We start from the raw sequence: 18,674 nt of genomic DNA, 5'->3' as shown, positions 1-18,674 counted from the left end.
CCCGCAGCAACCATTGCGGCCGACCCTCGGCCGCAATGGTTGCGCTTGCAACCGCGAATTGTGCGATTGCTCACGTTCCGTTAAGGTTGAGTTGACCGTCCGTGCACATGCGGGCGGGGTGGCGTCCGGGGATGGGATGCCATGGTCGCCGGCTCTGCTGGCGAAGCCAACCAATTCATCACCTTGGGGGATGCATGAAGTTCGTGCCTGTCATGTTGTCGAGCCTGCTTTTCGCTGCGGCCCAGGCCGCCGCGCAGGCGCCGTCCGAATGTCCTTCGCTGCCGGCCAGCAGCGGTCTGCAGTGGCAGCAGCAGGTGCAGGCCGATTTCCTGGTCTGCCGCGCCAGCACCCCTGATGGCCGCGAAGTGCTGAGCCTGATGCTCAGCGCGCGTGATCCGTCCATTCCGCTGAACCGCTCGCTGCGCCAGGAAAAAGGCAGCTTCGGCGGCGAATCGCTGTACTGGTACCAGCCCGACCTGGGCGGCCAGCAACCGCCGGGGTATGCCGAACGGCGCATCAGCGTGGTCAAGCTCGACAAAGGGCGATACGCGCAGATTTCGCTGTATCCGGACAGCGCGCAGGAGCTGGGGTCACTGCAACAGCTGGCGCAGGGCATGAGCCTGACCCCGTCGGCCGTGGCCGCCGGCCGCTGAGGATGGCGGGGATGACTGCCTGGCAGCATCCCCGCAGCGCGACCCGATCCGACGGTAGTGCCGGCCGCTGGCCGGCACCCCGATCCGCCTCTACGCGAGGCAGTTGCCGGCCAGCGGCCGGCATTACGTCAGAACCTGCCTTCCTGGAAATCGACGAAGGCCTGCATCAGTTCCTGTCGCGTGTTCATCACGAACGGCCCGTGGCGCATCACCGGTTCGCGCAGCGGACGGCCGGCCACCAGGATCAGGCGCGCGCCTTCATTGCCGGCCGAGACGTGCAACTGCTCGCCGCCGCCCAGCACCGCCAGTTCCTGGCGAGCGACGTCGCGCGCGGCGTCCTGCTCACCCACGGTCACGCCACCTTCGAACACGTACGCAAAGGCGTTGTGCCCTTCCGGCAGCGCATAGGTCCAGGCACGGTCGGGCGCCAGCGTGATGTCAAGGTAGAGCGGGTCGGTGGCCGGTTGCACGATCGGGCCATCGGTACCGTCCACGCTGCCGGCAATCACCTTCACCTCCACGCCCGCTTCCGGGTGCACCACGGGAATCCGCTCAGGCGCGAACTCCTGGTACTTCGGCTCGGTCATCTTCTCCTTCGCCGGCAGGTTCACCCACAGTTGGAAGCCACGCATCTGCCCGCTTTCCTGCTCGGGCATCTCCGAGTGCACCAGGCCGCGGCCAGCGGTCATCCACTGCACGCTGCCCGGGGTCAGCAGGCCTTCGTTGCCATGGTTGTCGCGATGCCGCATGCGTCCGTCGAGCATGTAGGTGACGGTCTCGAAACCGCGGTGCGGATGCTCCGGGAAACCGGCGATGTAGTCCTCGGCGCGGTCGGTGCCGAATTCATCGAGCAGCAGGAACGGATCGAGGTCGGGCAGCGTCGGGCCACCGATGACGCGGGTCAGGCGCACGCCGGCACCGTCGGAGGTGGGCATGCCGCGGATGGTCCGCAGCACGCGGACCGGTTCGGGAAAGCTCATGGCGACTCCTGTTGGATGGATGCCACTGAAGATGGACGCCGCACGGCCACACGCCAATGGACGGCGCCGCAACCGATTGTTCCATCCCTGATGTTCGCTGCACGTCAGCACAACAAGCGTACGACCAAAGTACTACCGCCGATTCGTCCTGTGCCAATTGACCCTGTCGAGGGCACGCGGGACTCTTTGACTGTCTTTCCGGGAGAGAGCACCTCATGAAAGGGTTTTCCAAAATAGGCTGGGCGGCCCTCGCCCTGCTCGGCGCCTTCTGTCTGGGCACCGTGGCCCTGCGCCGCGGCGAACACATCAATGCGCTGTGGATCGTCGTCGCCGCGGTTTCGCTGTACCTGGTGGCCTACCGCTTCTACAGCCTGTTCATCGCCAACAAGGTGATGCAGCTGGATCCGACCCGGGCCACGCCGGCGGTGATCAACAACGATGGCCTGGACTACGTGCCGACCAACAAGCACGTATTGTTCGGCCACCACTTCGCCGCCATCGCCGGCGCCGGCCCGCTGGTCGGCCCGGTCCTGGCCGCGCAGATGGGCTACCTGCCTGGGCTGCTGTGGCTGGTGGTGGGCGTAGTGCTGGCCGGTGCGGTGCAGGACTTCATGGTGCTGTTCCTGTCCAGCCGTCGCAACGGCCGTTCGCTGGGCGACCTGGTAAGAGAAGAGATGGGCCAGGTACCGGGCACCATCGCGCTGTTCGGTGCGTTCCTGATCATGATCATCATCCTGGCGGTGCTGGCGATGGTGGTGGTCAAGGCGCTGGCCGAAAGCCCGTGGGGCATGTTCACGGTGATCGCGACGATGCCTATCGCCATCCTGATGGGCGTGTACATGCGCTATATCCGCCCCGGCAAGATCGGCGAGATCTCGGTGGTCGGCCTGATCCTGCTGCTGGCCGCGATCTGGTACGGCGGCAAGGTCGCCGCCGACCCGGTGTGGGGCCCGGCGTTCACTTTCACCGGCACCCAGATCACTTGGATGCTGATCGGCTACGGCTTCGTCGCATCGGTGCTGCCGGTGTGGCTGTTGCTGGCCCCGCGCGACTACCTGTCGACCTTCCTCAAGATCGGCACGATCATCGCGCTGGCCGTCGGCATCCTGATCGTGATGCCGGAACTGAAGATGCCGGCGCTGACCCAGTTCGCCGCCAGTGGCGACGGCCCGGTGTGGAAGGGCGGCATGTTCCCGTTCCTGTTCATCACCATCGCCTGCGGTGCGGTCTCTGGTTTCCATGCGCTGATTTCCTCCGGCACCACGCCGAAGCTGCTGGCCAATGAGGCGCACATGCGCTACATCGGCTACGGCGGCATGCTGATGGAATCGTTCGTGGCGGTGATGGCGCTGGTCGCGGCCTCGATCATCGATCCGGGCATCTACTTCGCGATGAACAGCCCGGCGGCGGTGATCGGCGCCGATGCTGCGTCGGCGGCGCACTACATCACCAACACCTGGGGCTTCACCATCACGCCCGAACAGCTGACCGCGACCGCGGCGGCAATCGGCGAGCCGACCATCCTGCATCGTGCAGGCGGTGCACCGACCCTGGCGGTCGGCATCGCTCAGATCCTGCACGAAGCGATCCCCAGTGGCAGCGACGCGATGATGGCGTTCTGGTACCACTTCGCGATCCTGTTCGAAGCATTGTTCATCCTGACCGCAGTGGACGCCGGAACCCGTGCCGGACGCTTCATGCTGCAGGACCTGCTGGGCAACTTCGTCCCGGCGCTGAAGAAGACCGAGTCGTGGACCGCCAACATCATCGGTACCGCCGGCTGCGTGGCGCTGTGGGGCTACCTGCTCTACACCGGTGTGGTCGATCCGTTCGGCGGCATCCAGACCCTGTGGCCGCTGTTCGGCATCTCCAACCAGATGCTGGCCGGTATCGCGCTGATGCTGGGCACGGTGGTGCTGTTCAAGATGAAGCGCGACCGCTATGCGTGGGTCACTGCGGTACCGGCGGTGTGGCTGCTGATCTGCACCACCTATGCCGGCTTCATCAAGATCTTCGACAGCAACCCGGCGCAGGGTTTCTTGGCACAGGCACACAAGTTCCAGGCCGCGCTCGCCAGCGACACGATCACCGCACCGGCCAAGTCGGTGGCGCAGATGAAGCAGATCGTGGTCAATGCCTACGTCAACACCGGCCTGACCGCGCTGTTCCTGCTGGTCGTGGGCGCAGTGCTGGTGTATTCGATCAAGACCATTCTCGCGGCACGCCGCAATCCGCAGCGCAGCGACCGCGAGACCCCCTACGTGGCGCTGAAGCCGCATGAAATGGTGGATCTGTGATGAGTACGCAACTGGTTCCCGCCGGCCAGTACCAGGCGCACCGCCGCATCTGGCGGCGCCTGGTGCAGACCGCACGCCTGTGCTGTGGCATTCCTGATTACGACAACTACGTCCGGCATATGCTGGAAAAGCATCCGGACCAGGAGCCGATGGACTACAAGACGTTCTTCCGCGAGCGCCAGGAAGCGCGCTACGGCGGACGCAACGGTGGTCGCTGCTGTTGAGGGTTGAGTGTGGATGCCGGGCTTGCAGCCCGGCGCCCGCAGAGGCAACTGCAACTGCAACGGCGAAAGCGTCGGCTCTGGTTTTCCGTGAATTTGGCGGGGTGGTGTCGGATGGCGGGGACGCCGTAAACCCGTCCTTGGGGGCTTGGCCGCGGCATCCATGCCGCGGACACCCCGCCATCCGACACCACCCCACCTTCGACAGATTTCCGTTGACGGCAAGAAGCATCAGGGGGCAGATCCGCTTCCGCGGGGAAACGGATCTGTCCTTTCTTTGTTCATGGATACCCATGAAGTGCATCCACGCATGACGTGGATCTATCCGGTGGCAGGCAAAAAGAAAGCCGAGCGTGGGCTCGGCTCTGCACGGGGAAAGCGTGTCCACGGCAATTGCCGTGAACACGCAACATGATCGTCAGCTCAGGACTCAGGCGCCGGCCATCCACTTCAGGATCAGGCCAGTGACATAGGCCAGCCCGGTGCCGGTGGCATAGCCCACCGTGCCCAGCAGCACGCCCACCGGAGCCAGCGTCGGATGGAACGCCGCAGCCACCACGGGGGCCGAAGCGGCTGCGCCGATGTTGCCCTGCGAACCGATCGCGAAGAAGAACAGCGGCGCGCGCAGCAGCTTGGCCACCCCCCACAGCACCAGCACGTGCGTGGCCATCCAGATCGCGCCGAGCAGGAACAGCCACGGCCGATCCAGCAGCGACAACAGGTTCATCTGCATGCCGATGCAGGCGATCAGGAAGTACAGGAACACGGTGCCCAACCGCGAAGCGCCTGCGGCTTCCAGCCGGCGCGCACGGGTGAAGCTGAGGCCCAGGCCCATCGCCGTGGACAGCAGGATCACCCACACGAACTGGCTGTCCAGGCTGAACTGGCTGGCCCAGCTGACGTTGGTCTTGAACCAGCCCGACAGCGGTGCGGCGATGGCGTGGGCCAGGCCGACGCCACCCAGTGCCACGCCGACGATCACCATCAGGTCGGTCATGCTGGGAATGCGCGCGTTCTGTGCCTCGTAGGCGCTGATGCGTGCCTTCATCTCGTCGATGGCGCGGGTGTCGGCCCCGTTGCGGGTATCGATCTGCTGCGCGCGGTTGGCCAGGAACAGCAGGATCGCCATCCACAGGCTGGCGCAGGCCACGTCGACCACGGCGAACTGGCCGAAGGTGGTGGCGTCGGTGCCGAACACTTCGCGCATGGCGACCATGTTGGCGCCGCCACCGATCCAGCTGCCGGCCAGCGCGGCCATGCCGGCCCAGGTATCACCGGCCACCGTTTCCGGATGGATCAGCTTCATCAGCTGGAACGAGACGATGGCGCCGAGCATGATGCCGGCGGTACCGGCACAGAACACGAGCAACAGCTTCGGCCCCAGCTTGATGACGCCCTTGAGGTCGATCGACAGGGTCAGCAGTACCAGCGCGGCCGGCAGCAGCACGTCACGCGCGACCGGGTTGTACAGCGAGGTGTTGTGGCCATCGATGACACCGGCGGTGTTGTAGATGGCGGGGATGAAGTAGCACAGCAGCAGTGCCGGCACCCAGGCGAAGATCTTCTTCAACAGCGGGGTCGGACCACTGGCGGCCCAGAAGATCAGGGCCAGGGTGGCGGCAATCAGGCCCAGTCCAACGATATCGTTGCTGATCAGGGCAGTAGCGGGTTCGGTCGGCATGGGATCCTCTGTCGATCGAAGGAGCGGGAAAAAAAAGCGCCGCATAAAGCGGCGCAGGTCGAGATTAACATTGTCTTCACGCCGGGTCATGCCGCAGCGCGGAGCAGGTCGGCCATCCGATCAGGCGGGGCGCGAAGCGCCGAAGTCCAGGGTGACACGCGTCCCGCGCGGTTGGCAGGGCTGCAGCTGCAGCGTCCAGCCCAGGTGCTCGCACAGCCGCGCGATCAGGTCCAGGCCGATGCCACTGCCACGATCGGCACGCTCGCCGCGGGCCATGCGCGCGTGGATCGCCGCGATCTCCTCCGGGCTCATCCCGTGCCCGGGGTCCTGCAGGGTCAGTACCGCCGACGAACTCAGCTGCAGCTCGATATGGCCGCGGCCGCTGTTTTCGATGGCATTGCGCAGCAGGTTGCCGATCGCCGCCTGCACCACCGCCAGCGGCGCGACGATATCCACCGGCGCGGCCTGGATACCGATGCTCAGGTCCTTGTCGCCGAGCAGGTGTCGATGGTCGTCGACGATCTCCGGCAGCAGCTGGTCCAGCGCGATGCGCTCGGCACGCGCGGCCAGGCGCGCAGGATCACGCGCCAGCACCAGCAGCAGCTCGATCAGCTGCTCCACGCTCTGTGCCGTGCGCAGGACCCGCTGCATCTGCTGGCGGGCACGTTCGGGCAGGCCCGGTTGCTCCAGCGCCAGCTCGGCTGCACCGGTCATCACTGCGATCGGCGTGCGCAGTTCGTGGCTGGCGGTACTGATGAAGACCCGCTCACGCTCGACGAACTGCTCGTTGCGGTCCAGGTAGTCGTTCAGCGCATCGGCGATGGTGTGCAGCTCGGAACTGCCGCGCGGGTCGACCTCGATGCGCTGGCCCTGAACGCCCGGCCGCAATGCGCCGATGTGCTGGGCCAGCAGGCTCAACGGGCGCACCATGCGTTCCATACCGAAGGACGCCATCAGCACGGTGACGAAGATCATGATCACCCCGGCCAGCATCACCCAGCGCGTGGCGAACTGCTCCAGGTCATGGAAGTCGGAAATGTCCAGCGCCAGCGCGACACGCCCCATGGACCGGGTCTCGCGCACCATCACCGCCGTCTCCCGGCCTTTGATCATCACTCCGTCGTGAAGGCCGGGATGCAGCGTACGCAGGCTGTCAGGCAGGTTGACTGCATCGAAGCGGTACAGGCTGAGCGTGTCCGAATCCTGCCAGCGATAGTGCGGTTCATGCTCGACGTGCTCGACGATGCTGTCCAGTTCGGAGTTGAGCAGCGCGCGCCAGGCGGCATGTTCGGCGTGTTCGTGCACGTAGTTGCCGACGCTGAACACAGCGATCGACAGCAGGGCCAGGTAGCCCAGCAACCACCACACCACGCGCCGGTACAGCGGGCCCGGCCTACGCGCCTTCATCATCATCCTTGCCTGCATCGGCGGCCGCGGTCACCGCAAGGCGGTAACCAACCCGCGGCAGGGTGTGGATCAGCTTGTCGGCAAACGGACCGTCGACGCTGCGGCGCAGCTCGTAGACATGCGAGCGCAGCAGGTCACCATCCGGTGGCTCGTCGCCCCACAGGGCGAACTCCAGCTGTTGGCGGGTGACCGCACCGGGGCTGGCGCGCATCAGCACCTCCAGCAGCTTGCGGCAGGCCGGGTAGAGGTGGAGCACCTGGCCACCCCGCTGGGCTTCGAGGGTCGCCAGGTCCAGCACCAGGTCGCCCACCTGCAGGCGCTTGCGCGGGTTCCGGCCCTGCGCACGCAGCAGCAGCGCCTCCAGCCGAACTTCCAGCTCGGGCAGGGCGAACGGCTTGGTCAGGTAATCGTCGGCACCCGCGCGGAATCCGGTGATCTTGTCCGGCAGTTCGTCGCGCGCGGTCAGCATGATCACCGGCACTTCCGAAGCGTGCTCGGCGCGCAGGCGACGCAGCACCTCCGGCCCCTCCATGCGCGGCAACATCCAGTCCAGGATCACCGCGTCGTAGGGATGGCTGCCGGCCAGGTGCAGGCCGGTGATGCCGTCCGGCGCCACGTCGAGCACGTGCCCGCGCGACTCGAAGTAGTCGAACAGGTTGGCCACCAGCTGGCGGTTGTCCTCGATCACCAACAGACGCATGCACGAAACATCCACGGAAGTTCGTACCATGGTAGCGCTGCCCATGTCGGAATGCGGTCGTCGCGGCCTCCTCTGACGCTTTTCCAACCCCCGCCACCTCAGAATGGCCGTTTTGCTCCCGGAGCCTGCCGTGCCCGTAGCCCTGCCCCGCCGTTGGCGCCTGCCCCTGTTGTGGCTGTTGATCGTTGCTGCGCTGGCAGCGGGGATCGGCCTTCGGCAGCCGCAGCCACCGGACGAGCCGCGCTTCGTGCTGGCGGCCCGCACCATGGTCGAGAGTGGGCAATGGCTGCTGCCGCACCGGGGCGTGGAGCTGTATGCGGAGAAGCCGCCGGTCTTCATGTGGCTGCAGGCGGCGGCCTATGAGATCGTCGGCAGCTGGCAGTGGTCGTTCCTGCTGCCGTCGCTGCTGGGCGCCCTGCTCAGCCTGTGGTTGGTGTCGGATCTGGCACGCCGACTGTGGTCACCGCGGCATTCCCTGTACGCCCTGGCGGCGCTGTTCTGCACCCTTCAGTTTGGCCTGATGGCCAAGCGCGCGCAGATCGACATGGTGCTGGTCGGCATGACCACGGTGGCCTTGTGGGGCTTGATGCGCCACCTGTGCGAACGCCGCAACCTGGCTGCCTTGTGGCTGGCGGGTTTCGCCGCTGGCCTCGGCACGGTGACCAAAGGCGTGGGTTTCCTACCGCTGCTGATGGTCCTGCCGTGGTTCGGCTGGTGGCTGTACCAGCGTCGCCGCGGGCGCAGCGTGGACGGCCCCCACCCGGCAACACTGCTGTGGCTGATCCCGGCCTTCCTGCTGGGCGTGTCGGTGTGGCTTGCCCCGCTGGGCTGGGCCCTGCTGCACACGCCCAGCGCCGAACTGCAGGCCTACGCGCATGAACTGTTGTTCAAGCAGACCGGTACCCGCTATGCCAACGCCTGGCACCATCGCCAACCGGCCTGGTACTACCTGCAGGTGATCCTGACCCTGTGGCTGCCGGGCAGCCTGCTGCTGCCGCTGCTGTTCAAGCCGTGGTGGCGCCGCATCCGCCGGGGCGACCGCCGGCAGTGGCTGCTGCTGGGCTGGGCGCTGCTGGTGCTGGTGTTCTTCAGTGCCAGCCCGGGCAAGCGCGAGGTCTATGTGCTGCCGATGCTGCCTGCGATGGCACTGGCGGTTGCGCCGTTGTTGCCGGGCCTGCTGCGCCGGCTGTGCGTGCGCCGCTATCTGTTCGGCTACAGCGTGGTGCTGATGCTGGCCACCGGCGTGCTCGGCGTGATGCTGCTGACCGAGCACCCGTGGGCCTTGGCGCAACTGGAACGCCGGGCCATGCCCGATACGCTGCTGCCGGTGCTGGGTGATGGCCTGCTGACCTTCGCCATCGCGCTGGCCACGTTGGTCGTCTGGTTGCGGGTGCGCCGCGCCACGACACTGGTGCTGTTGACGCACGGCATGCTGTGGATGCTCTACGGCCTGGTGCTGATCCCGGCACTGGATCCCTACGCATCGGCATCGGCGCTGATGCGCCGCGTCGGCGCGCGGATCGGTCCGGACGCCGAACTGGCGCTGGTCGCCTGGCGCGAGCAGAACCTGCTGCAGGCTGACCGCCCGGTACGCGAGTTCGGCTTCAAGCGCCCCTGGGCCGAGCAGTGGCACGACGCCGGCCCATGGGTGGGCGAGGCGCCGGACAAGCGCTGGCTGCTGGTGCTGGACGAGGCGATGAGTCCCTGCGTGGATCCGGCCAAGGTGATCGATATCGGTGTTGCCAACAGGAATCGTTGGCAACTGCTTCCCGGTACGGCCTGGGACCCGCAATGCCACGCCGAACGGGCCGGCTCGACCGCCGAAGAAGACTGAACGTTGACTCGTGCCGGGGAAATCATTAACCCGGCGCGAACGAGCGTCCGACCCTTCTCCGACATGCAGGTGACGAGCATGACTGCGGATTCCCGAACCCGCCTTCCCTCAGCATGCCCGTTCGTCCCCTTGATTCGATCGCGCCGCTTGCGACATCGCCACTGGCGTCAAGATTCGCCGTAACTCACTTTTGGCTGCCTGTCGCAATCGGTCTGCCTCTGTTTACATTGCTGATGGGGTTCGGCGGCGACCAGTGGGTGGCCGATCACCTGTTCCGCCTTGAGGGCAGCCGCTGGGTGCTACAGGACGCCTGGATCACCCGCACGGTGGTGCACAAGGCCGGCAAATGGCTGAGCACGTCAGCGGCCTTGGTCGCGATCCTGCTGTGCTTCCACCACTGGCGTAAAGGACGCGATCACACCCTGCGGTGGGCGCTGCTTTATGTCGTAATTGCCTTGGCGCTGGGCACCGGCGTGATCTCCCTGCTGAAGTCACTGGTGCCGATGGAATGCCCCTGGGACTTGCTGCGCTACGGCGGCCACCAGCCATTTATCGGGCTTTTCACCGCACGCCCCGCTGGCATGGCCGCGCAGGCCTGCTTCCCGGCCGGGCACGCCAGTGCCGGCTACGCCTGGCTGTGCCTTTACTATTTCGCCCTGCTATGGCGCCCGTCGTGGCGCTGGGCCGGGTTGTGGATCGGCCTCGGCGCCGGTTTGGTGTTCGGCATCAGCCAGCAGCTGCGCGGTGCGCATTTCCTTTCGCATGACGTCGCCACTGCATTGATCTGCTGGCTGCTTTCGCTCGGCCTCTATCTGATCGTCAAGCGCGTCCTGACACACCGTCAACTGAACCATGCCAACCGCCAAGAGGCAAACGCATGAGCGCATCGGTCCATCGCACCGCCCGCCTCCCCGCTCTCGCAGGTCTCCGCAACTGGCGGCCGCAGCTGTCCACCGAAGCGCTGATCGCACTGACCAGCCTGTTCTTCGCGGTAGCCGGCAATGGCCTGTTCTGGCACAGCGCGATGGCCAGCCATCCGGGCAGCCTGCGCTACGCGCTTTCGCTGCTGCTGTTGCTGCTGGGTGCTCACGGCGTGCTGCTGGGCATCCTGGTCTGGCGCTGGAACGCCAAGGTGGTGATCAGCCTGTTGCTGCTGGTGACCGCATTCGCCGCGCACTACATGAGCCGCTACCACATCTACCTGGATGCGGACATGCTGCGCAACGTGCTGGCGACGGACCCCAAGGAAAGCCGCGAGCTGATGACCGTGTCGCTGCTGTGGCCGGTACTGTTGCTGGCCGTGTTGCCGATGGCGGTGTTGTGGCGCGTGCAGCTGCGTCGCCGCAGCTGGGGCCGCAGCCTGCTGTGGCGGCTGGGCTTCCTGGCGGTGGCGGCAGTGACCGCCGTCGGCGGCGCGTTGATCTCGTTCCAGGATGTTTCAGCACTGATGCGCAACCAGCGCGAGGTGCGTTACCTCGCCACCCCGGCCAACGTGCTGCTGGGCATGCCGCGTGCGCTGCGTGGCGACAACCCGGTGCAGCGCGCACCGAAGCTGCCGATCGGCACCGACGCCAAGGCCACTCCGCGAGCGCCGGCCAGCAAGCCGCGCCTGCTGGTGATCGTCATGGGCGAGACCGTGCGTGCGCAGAACTGGGGCCTCAACGGTGGCCGCAACACCACCCCGGAACTGGCGCAGGCCAGCGTGATCAATTTCCCGGACATGCATTCGTGCGGCACCAGCACCGAGGTTTCGCTGCCGTGCCTGTTCTCGCCATGGGGCCGCCACGACTACGACGAGAAGAGAATCCGCGCCCACCAGTCGCTGCTGCACGTATTGAACCGCGCCGGCATCGCGCCGTCGTGGCGTGACAACCAGTCCGGCTGCAAGGGCGTGTGCGAGGGCCTGGACTTCCAGTCATTGTCCGACGCCACTACACCGGGCCTGTGCGCCGATGGCCGCTGCATGGACGAGATCCTGCTGCAGGACCTGGCCACCCAGGTGCGGGCCAGGCCCGGCGACCGGGTGGTGGTGCTGCACCAGCTGGGCAACCACGGCCCGGCCTATTTCGAGCGCTATCCGCCCGCGTTCCGCCGCTTCACCCCGACCTGCGACACCCGTGACATCGGCCGCTGCTCGCGCGAAGAGATCACCAATAGTTACGACAACGCCGTGCTGTACACCGATCACTTCCTGACCAAGACCATCGGCACGCTGCAGGGCATGCAGGACTACGACACGGCGATGATCTACCTGTCCGACCATGGTGAATCGCTGGGCGAGAAGGGCCTGTTCCTGCATGGCGTGCCGTATGCGATCGCACCGGCCGAGCAGACCCGGGTGCCGATGACGATGTGGTTCTCGCCCGGCTTTGCCGGCAGCCGTGGGCTGGACCTGCAGTGCGTGCGCAAGCGTTCAGCGGCGTATACCGACCACGACAACCTGTTCCCGTCGGTGCTGGGCCTGATGCAGGTGAGGACCTCGCTGTACGAGCGCGATCGCGACGTGTTCGCCAACTGCGAGAGTTGAGGGTTGTTCGGCAGGGCTTGCAGCCCTGCACCTGCAGGGGCAACGGCAACGGCCGAAGCAACAGCAGAAGCGGGTTTCCTGAGGGGTGGCGGGGTGGATCCGGTTGCGGGGGACGCTGCAAGTACGTCCATGTAAGCTCGGTCGCCGCATCCATGCGGCTCACGCCCCCGCAACCGGACCCACCCCGCCTTCGACAGTTTTCCGCGATCTGTTGGAACGATCTTGGGGTCAGATCCGTTTTCCGGAGGAAAACGGATCTGACCCCATTTTGATTGTCGATATCTGACAGATGTGTCGACCAACGTCGACACCTACCGACAGCACACGGAATCTGTCAGAGGTGGGGCGGTGTCGGAGTGCGGGGTGTCAGCCGCATGGATGCGGCTGCCAAGCCTACACGGACGTACTTGCGGCGTCCCCGCACTCCGACACCGCCCCGCCAAACCACGGATAGTCCGCTGTTGCTGTTGCTGTTGCTTCTGCCTTTGCCCTTGCTTGAAGGCCTCTGCGGGTGCCGGGCGCCGCCCGGCCGACTTCCGCCACTTGCGGTGGCGGCAACTGCCCACTAGCCTTCGGCCGTCGTTCACCACCCAAGGACCGCCCGTGAAACACCGTCATCTCCTGCTGGCCTCGGCAATCGCCGCCGCCACGCTGGCCCTGGCCGCCTGCAAGAAGGAAGCTGCCCCAGGCACCGATACCGCCAGCAGCAGCGCTCCGGCCGGTGAAACCGCCGACCAGTTCGTGGCCCGCATCAATGCCGAATTCAAGGCCGCCTACCCGGAGATGACCTCGGCGCAGTGGCTGTCCTCCACCTACATCAACGGTGATTCGGAACGCATCGCGGCCAAGGCCAACGAGCGTTCGCTGACCCAGCTCAACAGCTGGATCGAACAGGCCGCCAAGTTCGACGGCAAGCCGATGAGCGAGGACAGCAAGCGCGCGATCCACCTGCTGAAGCTGATGTCGTCGATGCCTGCACCGCGCGACCCGGCCAAGCTGGCCGAGCTGACCCAGATCGCCACCCGCATGGAAGGCAGCTACGGTGCCGGCAAGTACTGCACCGACGCCAACGATCCGAACTCCTGCCGCCAGCTGGGCGAGCTGGAGCAGGTGCTGGCGCGCAGCCGTGACTACGACAAGCAGCTCGACGCCTGGCAGGGCTGGCACAGCACCACCAAGAGCATGCGCGGCGACTACCAGAAGTTCGTCGGCCTGGTGAACGAAGGTGCCAAGGGCATGGGCTTCACCGATGCCGGCCAGATGTGGCGCAGCGGTTATGACATGCCGCCCGAACAGATCGGCCCGGAGACCGACCGCCTCTGGGAACAGGTCAAGCCGATGTACGAGCAGCTGCACTGCTACGCACGCGGCAAGCTGGACAAGACCTACGGCAAGGACAAGGCCGAAGTGGGCAACGGCCTGATCGCCGCGCACCTGCTGGGCAACATGTGGCAGCAGGACTGGTCGAACCTGTGGGATCAGCTGGAACCGTACCCGGGTGCCGGCAGCCTGGACATCACCGCTGCGCTGGAAAAACAGTACCAGACCAACCTGAGCGCGGCGCTGGCCAAGGCCGGCAAGGACGCCAACGTGGCGGCCCAGTACAAGGCGCAGCGCGAGGCCGAACTGCGTACCGCCAAGCAGATGACCGAACGCGCGCAGGACTTCTATGTGTCGCTGGGCATGCCGTCGCTGCCGCAGTCTTACTGGGAACGCACCCAGTTCATCAAGCCCGACGACCGCGATGTGGTCTGCCACGCCAGCGCCTGGGACATGAACATGGAAGGCGATGTGCGCACCAAGATGTGCATCAAGCCGAACGAAGAGAACTTCACCACCATCTACCACGAGCTGGGCCACATCTATTACGACCTGGCCTACAACCCGCTGCCGCCGCTGTTCCAGGGCGGTGCCAACGATGGCTTCCATGAAGCGATCGGCGACACCATCGTGCTGGCGATGACGCCCAAGTACCTCAGTTCGATCGGCCTGGTCGATGCACCGACCGAAAGCCGCGAAGCGGTCATCAACAACCAGATGCGCATGGCGCTGTCGGGCGTGTCGTTCCTGCCGTTCGGTCTGATGATCGACCGCTGGCGCTGGGGCGTGTTCGACGGTTCGATCACCGCCGACAACTACAACAAGGCGTGGTGGGACCTGAAGGCCAAGTACCAGGGCGTGGCTCCGGCCAGCACCCGTGGCGAAGAGTTCTTCGATCCGGGCGCGAAGTACCACGTGCCGGGCAACACCCCGTACACCCGCTACTTCCTGGCGCGCATCCTGCAGTTCCAGTTCTACAAGGGCCTGTGCGATGCGGCCGGCTACAAGGGCCCGCTGCATGAGTGCACCTTCTACGGCAACAAGGAAGCCGGCCAGAAGTACTGGGCGATGCTGAGCAAGGGTGCCAGCCAGCCGTGGCAGGCCACGCTGAAGGAGCTGACCGGCACCGACAAGCTCGATGCCGGCCCGATGATCGAATACTTCACTCCGGTCAACGAGTGGCTGAAGCAGCAGAACGAAGGCCAGATGTGTGGCTGGCAGGCCAACGCCGCCCCGGCAGCGAAATGAAAAAAGGGGCGGGTCCGCAAGGATCCGCCCCTTCCTGGTAGTGCCGGCCGCTGGCCGGCAACTACGCGATGAAGACCCCGCAGGCAGCCGGCCAGCGGCCGGCTCTACCGGAAAAGCAATCAGGCCAGATGTGGGGCTGGCAGGCCAACGCCGCCCCGGCGGCGAAATAAAAAAGGGGCGGGTCCGCAAGGATCCGCCCCTTCCTGGTAGTGCCGGCCGCTGGCCGGCAATACGCGATGAAGACCCCGCAGGCAGCCGGCCAGCGGCCGGCTCTACCGGAACAGCAATCAAGCAAAGGCCAGATGTGTGGCTGGCAGGCCAACGCCGCCCCGGCGGCAAAATGAAAATAGGGGCGGGTCCGCAAGGATCCGCCCCTTCCTGGTAGTGCCGGCCGCTGGCCGGCAACTACGCGATGAAGACCCCGCAGGCAGCCGGCCAGCGGCCGGCTCTACCGGAACAGCAATCAGGCCAGATGTGGGGCTGGCAGGCCAACGCCGCCCCGGCGGCGAAATGAAAAAAGGGGCGGGTCCGCAAGGATCCGCCCCTTCCTGGTAGTGCCGGCCGCTGGCCGGCAACCACGCGATGAAGACCCAGCGCGCAGCCGGCCAACGGCCGGCTCTACCGGAATGCCTGTCAGCTGTCCTTTTTCGCCGCCATCGCCGCGGCCAGTTCCGCCTTGAATTCCTCGAAGGTCTGGCCCTTCTCTTTCGCTTCGGCGCGCGCGGCGTCGCGCAGCGCATCGGAGTACATCAGGCGCACCGGCGTACCGTTGCGCTCGTGCAGTTCACCGGCCTGCATGATCAGCGCCAGTACCTGTGCGGCGGAGTCACTGTGGCCGGCGATACGGCCGTCCATGCCCAGCACCCATTCGCCGTCGCGGCGCACGACACCGGCCAGCAGGGTGCGCTGCGCGTCGCGCAGTTCGGCATGCGGCTCCACCGGCGAGGCCTGGGCAGCGGCCTTGTTGGCGGCCTGCTTTTCCTGGCGACGGCGCTGGTCGCGGCGGGTCTTGGAGCTGGTGGACATGGTGCAATACCGCTGCGAGGGGGGCGCAAGGATAACGCACCCCACCCGCCACGCCGCTTCACACCCGCTCAATCCAGCACTTTGCCGTGCCGCCAATAGCCCATGAAGGTGATCGCGCGGCGGTCCAGCCCGCAGTCGCGGACCAGATGGCGACGGATCGCCATCACCGCCCCCGCCTCGCCTGCCACCCAGGCATACAGCGGCCCGGCCACGCTGGCATCGGCCTGTTCCCAGAGGATCTGCGTATCGACGTCGATCTCCTCCGGCGCATCGCCGGCAGCCACGCCCGAGGCGGCTGCCAGCCGCGCCTGCACCGCCTGCAACAGAGGCGCCCCGTACGCCGCGCGCCCGCGCGGCAGCCAGACCAGCTCGGCGGTAGCCGGTGCCTTCAGCGGCACCGCGTCGCCGACCTGCGCCACTTCCAGCAGGGCCAGCGTACGCGGCGGATCCACCATGGCCGCCAGTTCCTCAAGAATGCCAGCCACCGCCGGTAGCGCGGTTTCATCGGCCACCAGCAGCACCTGGCCGACGCCGGCCGGCGGCCTCCATTCCCAACCTTCGCTGCTGTCGGCACAGTCGGCATCGGGAGCCAGCAACACCACGCGGTCGCCGGGGCGTGCATGGATGGCCCAGCGCGAGGCCGGCCCGGTCTTGCCATGCAGCACGAAATCAACATCGACCTCGCCCAGCTCTGCACGCAGCTGGCGGATGGTGTAGGTGCGCATCGGCGGGCGCTGATCGTCCGGCAGCGCCCGGTAGCGCGGATACCAGTCCTCGCCGCAGGGCACCCGCGGCAGGTCCTGGCCAGGCAAGGGGAAGAACACCTTGATGCGCTGGTCTGGGCCCTCGGTCTTCATCCGCGCCACGTCGGCACCGGTGAACACCATGCGGTCAAGAGAGGGGGAAAGAACGCGGCGCTCCTTCAGCGCCACCTCGAACAGGCGGTAGGTCTGCTGCGCAGCCATTGGGGGAAACCTCATGCAACGACATCGGATCGGCTGGCTGTCGTGCATCCACGCACCGGCTGGCTGGAGTGCCCAGCCTAGTCCGGTTGTTCCCCGTCGCAAGCATTGCGGGCATCGCGGCCCGCCCTACCCCTGCGCGCTGCTCAGTGACCCGTGCAGGCTGCCTGCGCCGCACGCTCGCGCTGGTGTTCCCAGTACCAGAACACGAAGCCTGCGCCGAAGAACGCGGCCTGGCCCAGCGCCAGGTGTAGCGGGCTGCCGCTCAGCAGCGGCGACACCACGCCGGCCACCACGGTGCTGATCATCAGCTGCACGAAGGCCTGCAGCGACGAGGCCAGGCCGCGCTGATGCGGGTACATGTCCAGCACCGCCAGCGCCAGGATCGGGAAGATCAGTGCCATGCCCATGCCACCCAGGAAGATCGGCAGTACCGCCCATGGCAGCACGAACTGTGGCGACAGCACCACGTAGCCGACGTTCAGCAGCACCGACAGCGCGCACAGGCCGAAACCAATGGAGACCTGGCGGGTGGGCGTGGTGTGCCCGGCCATGCGCCCGGACAGGAACGAGCCGGTGGTCATGCCGCCGATGGTGGGGATGAACAGCCACGCAAAGCCGCCCTCGCCCAGGTGCAGGTGCTGCATCACGAACACCGGCGCCGAGGAGATGTACAGGAAGATTCCACCAAAGCCGATGCTGCCGGCCAGCGCCAGGCGCAGGAAGCGCGGGTTGAAGCCGATGCGCACGTAATCACGCATCAGCACGCGCGGCGACAACGGCACGCGCGCTTCAACCGGATGGGTCTCGGGCAGGTAGCGTGCAGTGGCCGCCAGCAGGACCAGCGCGAACACCACCAGGAACCAGAAGATCAGCGGCCACCCCGCGCCACTGAGCAGGATCCAGCCACCGATGATCGGCGCGATGGCCGGGGCGATGCCGAACAGCATCGACACCTGGCTCATCAGCCGCTGCGCGTCATGGCCGTGGTACAGGTCGCGGATCACCGCGCGGCCGACGATCATGCCGACACCCGCCGACAGGCCCTGCAGCGCACGGAACGCCAGCAGCGTGGTCAGGTCGGTGGACAGTGCGCAGCCCACAGAGGCGCCGACGAACACCACCAGGCCACCGAGGATCACCCGCTTGCGGCCCCAGGCGTCGGACAGCGGACCGTGCGCCAGGCTCATCAGGCCGTAGAACAGCAGGTAGACGCTGATGGTCTGCTGCACCGCCACCTCGTCCACCGCCAGGCGCCGGGCCAGCTGCGGGAAGGCCGGGAAGATGGTGTCGATCGAGAACGGGCCGAACATGGCCAGGCCGGCAAGCAGCAGGGCCATGCGGCGGGTGGAGGGAGCAACAGCGGCGGTCATGGGAAAGGCGTCCGGCAGGGCCATGCGTGGCACGCACGGCGGGCGCCGGTCCCCGTCTGCAGGGAGGGCGCCAGATGAATTCGGGTATCCGGCCATCATAGGTGGGGATTGCGCCCGATGCCATGCAGCGGTGCACAAAACGCATGGCCGGGCCATCGGCCATTCAGGCGCGGCGGCCGGCGCCGGGGGCGGCCGGCGGGCCCGCAACGGGCTATAATCGGCGGGCAACACGGTGGGAGAAGCGGAACACCGCTGCCGAAGGCGCAACGCCCGTAATCGCTCAGGCCCGATACCACCCGTAACAGAACTCTGGAGAGACCGGTTCGATCCGGCGCCGAAGGGGCACGAAGCCGCGGTTTTTCCGCGCTTCCAAACTCTCAGGCAAAAGGACAGAGGGGCGCCCCGCAGACCGCCGACCGGCGGCTTGTGCCCGTGCGTGTGCCCT

Annotated in this window: 14 protein-coding genes and 1 riboswitch; of the genes, 7 read left to right on the top strand and 7 right to left on the bottom strand. The window is 66.5% G+C overall.

Annotation, left to right across the window (positions count from 1 at the left end):
* Window positions 1-194 precede the first annotated feature (194 nt).
* Window positions 195-653 carry a hypothetical protein gene (locus KXV01_RS15990; RefSeq protein ID WP_049414687.1) on the top strand — a complete coding sequence of 153 codons (459 nt, stop codon included), beginning with the start codon at window positions 195-197 and terminating at the stop codon, window positions 651-653.
* Between the two features lie 128 nt (window positions 654-781).
* Here the strand turns inward: KXV01_RS15990 and KXV01_RS15985 are convergent, their stop codons facing one another.
* Complete coding sequence (locus tag KXV01_RS15985; RefSeq protein ID WP_049414686.1) at window positions 782-1,633, bottom strand: pirin family protein; 852 nt, start codon at window positions 1,631-1,633, stop codon at window positions 782-784.
* Between the two features lie 215 nt (window positions 1,634-1,848).
* Here KXV01_RS15985 and KXV01_RS15980 point away from each other — a divergent pair, with 215 nt between their 5' ends.
* Window positions 1,849-3,930, top strand: a complete 2,082-nt coding sequence (locus KXV01_RS15980; RefSeq protein ID WP_049414685.1) for a carbon starvation CstA family protein — start codon at window positions 1,849-1,851, stop codon at window positions 3,928-3,930.
* On the top strand, window positions 3,930-4,154 hold the full coding sequence (locus tag KXV01_RS15975) for a CstA-like transporter-associated (seleno)protein (RefSeq protein ID WP_005410613.1): 225 nt from the start codon (window positions 3,930-3,932) through the stop codon (window positions 4,152-4,154). The genes KXV01_RS15980 and KXV01_RS15975 overlap by 1 nt, the downstream gene beginning before the upstream one ends.
* Before the next feature lie 427 nt (window positions 4,155-4,581).
* On the opposite strand, the gene KXV01_RS15970 is transcribed toward KXV01_RS15975, so the two are convergent.
* From KXV01_RS15970 to KXV01_RS15960, 3 genes are all read right to left on the bottom strand, one after another.
* Complete coding sequence (locus KXV01_RS15970) at window positions 4,582-5,832, bottom strand: DUF819 family protein (RefSeq protein ID WP_099494614.1); 1,251 nt, start codon at window positions 5,830-5,832, stop codon at window positions 4,582-4,584.
* A 120-nt stretch (window positions 5,833-5,952) separates the two neighbouring features.
* The gene (locus tag KXV01_RS15965; protein ID WP_005418277.1) at window positions 5,953-7,239 is read right to left on the bottom strand and encodes a HAMP domain-containing sensor histidine kinase; all 1,287 of its coding nucleotides are present in this window, start codon (window positions 7,237-7,239) and stop codon (window positions 5,953-5,955) included.
* On the bottom strand, window positions 7,226-7,939 hold the full coding sequence (locus KXV01_RS15960; RefSeq protein WP_049414681.1) for a response regulator transcription factor: 714 nt from the start codon (window positions 7,937-7,939) through the stop codon (window positions 7,226-7,228). The genes KXV01_RS15965 and KXV01_RS15960 overlap by 14 nt, the downstream gene beginning before the upstream one ends.
* Window positions 7,940-8,069: 130 nt before the next feature.
* Here KXV01_RS15960 and KXV01_RS15955 point away from each other — a divergent pair, with 130 nt between their 5' ends.
* The 4 genes from KXV01_RS15955 (at window position 8,070) to KXV01_RS15940 (ending at window position 14,868) form a co-directional block, all read left to right on the top strand.
* Window positions 8,070-9,773 carry a glycosyltransferase family 39 protein gene (locus tag KXV01_RS15955; RefSeq protein WP_049414680.1) on the top strand — a complete coding sequence of 568 codons (1,704 nt, stop codon included), beginning with the start codon at window positions 8,070-8,072 and terminating at the stop codon, window positions 9,771-9,773.
* Between the two features lie 113 nt (window positions 9,774-9,886).
* The gene (locus tag KXV01_RS15950) at window positions 9,887-10,654 is read left to right on the top strand and encodes a phosphatase PAP2 family protein (protein ID WP_049414679.1); all 768 of its coding nucleotides are present in this window, start codon (window positions 9,887-9,889) and stop codon (window positions 10,652-10,654) included.
* A complete protein-coding gene (locus KXV01_RS15945; protein ID WP_111097309.1) occupies window positions 10,651-12,300 on the top strand; it encodes a phosphoethanolamine--lipid A transferase in 1,650 nt (549 codons plus the stop codon). Before KXV01_RS15950 ends, KXV01_RS15945 begins: the two co-directional genes overlap by 4 nt.
* A 603-nt stretch (window positions 12,301-12,903) precedes the next feature.
* Window positions 12,904-14,868 (top strand): M2 family metallopeptidase, encoded by a 1,965-nt coding sequence (locus KXV01_RS15940; protein ID WP_005418284.1) that lies wholly within the window; start codon window positions 12,904-12,906, stop codon window positions 14,866-14,868.
* Between the two features lie 633 nt (window positions 14,869-15,501).
* On the opposite strand, the gene KXV01_RS15935 is transcribed toward KXV01_RS15940, so the two are convergent.
* The 3 genes from KXV01_RS15935 to KXV01_RS15925 form a co-directional block, all read right to left on the bottom strand.
* Window positions 15,502-15,894, bottom strand: coding sequence for a hypothetical protein (locus tag KXV01_RS15935; RefSeq protein WP_049411811.1), 393 nt, complete (start codon window positions 15,892-15,894; stop codon window positions 15,502-15,504).
* Between the two features lie 68 nt (window positions 15,895-15,962).
* On the bottom strand, window positions 15,963-16,859 hold the full coding sequence (locus KXV01_RS15930) for a siderophore-interacting protein (RefSeq protein ID WP_049441355.1): 897 nt from the start codon (window positions 16,857-16,859) through the stop codon (window positions 15,963-15,965).
* Window positions 16,860-17,002: 143 nt separating this feature from the next.
* The gene (locus KXV01_RS15925) at window positions 17,003-18,229 is read right to left on the bottom strand and encodes a multidrug effflux MFS transporter (RefSeq protein WP_049411817.1); all 1,227 of its coding nucleotides are present in this window, start codon (window positions 18,227-18,229) and stop codon (window positions 17,003-17,005) included.
* Between the two features lie 299 nt (window positions 18,230-18,528).
* Window positions 18,529-18,632, top strand: a riboswitch (glycine riboswitch).
* The last annotated feature ends 42 nt before the right edge of the window (window positions 18,633-18,674 follow it).

This window comes from Stenotrophomonas sp. Ps181 (assembly GCF_025697425.1).
In the GTDB taxonomy this organism is placed as follows: domain Bacteria; phylum Pseudomonadota; class Gammaproteobacteria; order Xanthomonadales; family Xanthomonadaceae; genus Stenotrophomonas; species Stenotrophomonas sepilia.
Note: the sequence above shows the minus strand (reverse complement) of the source record. Positions and strands in the feature narration are given on the sequence as shown.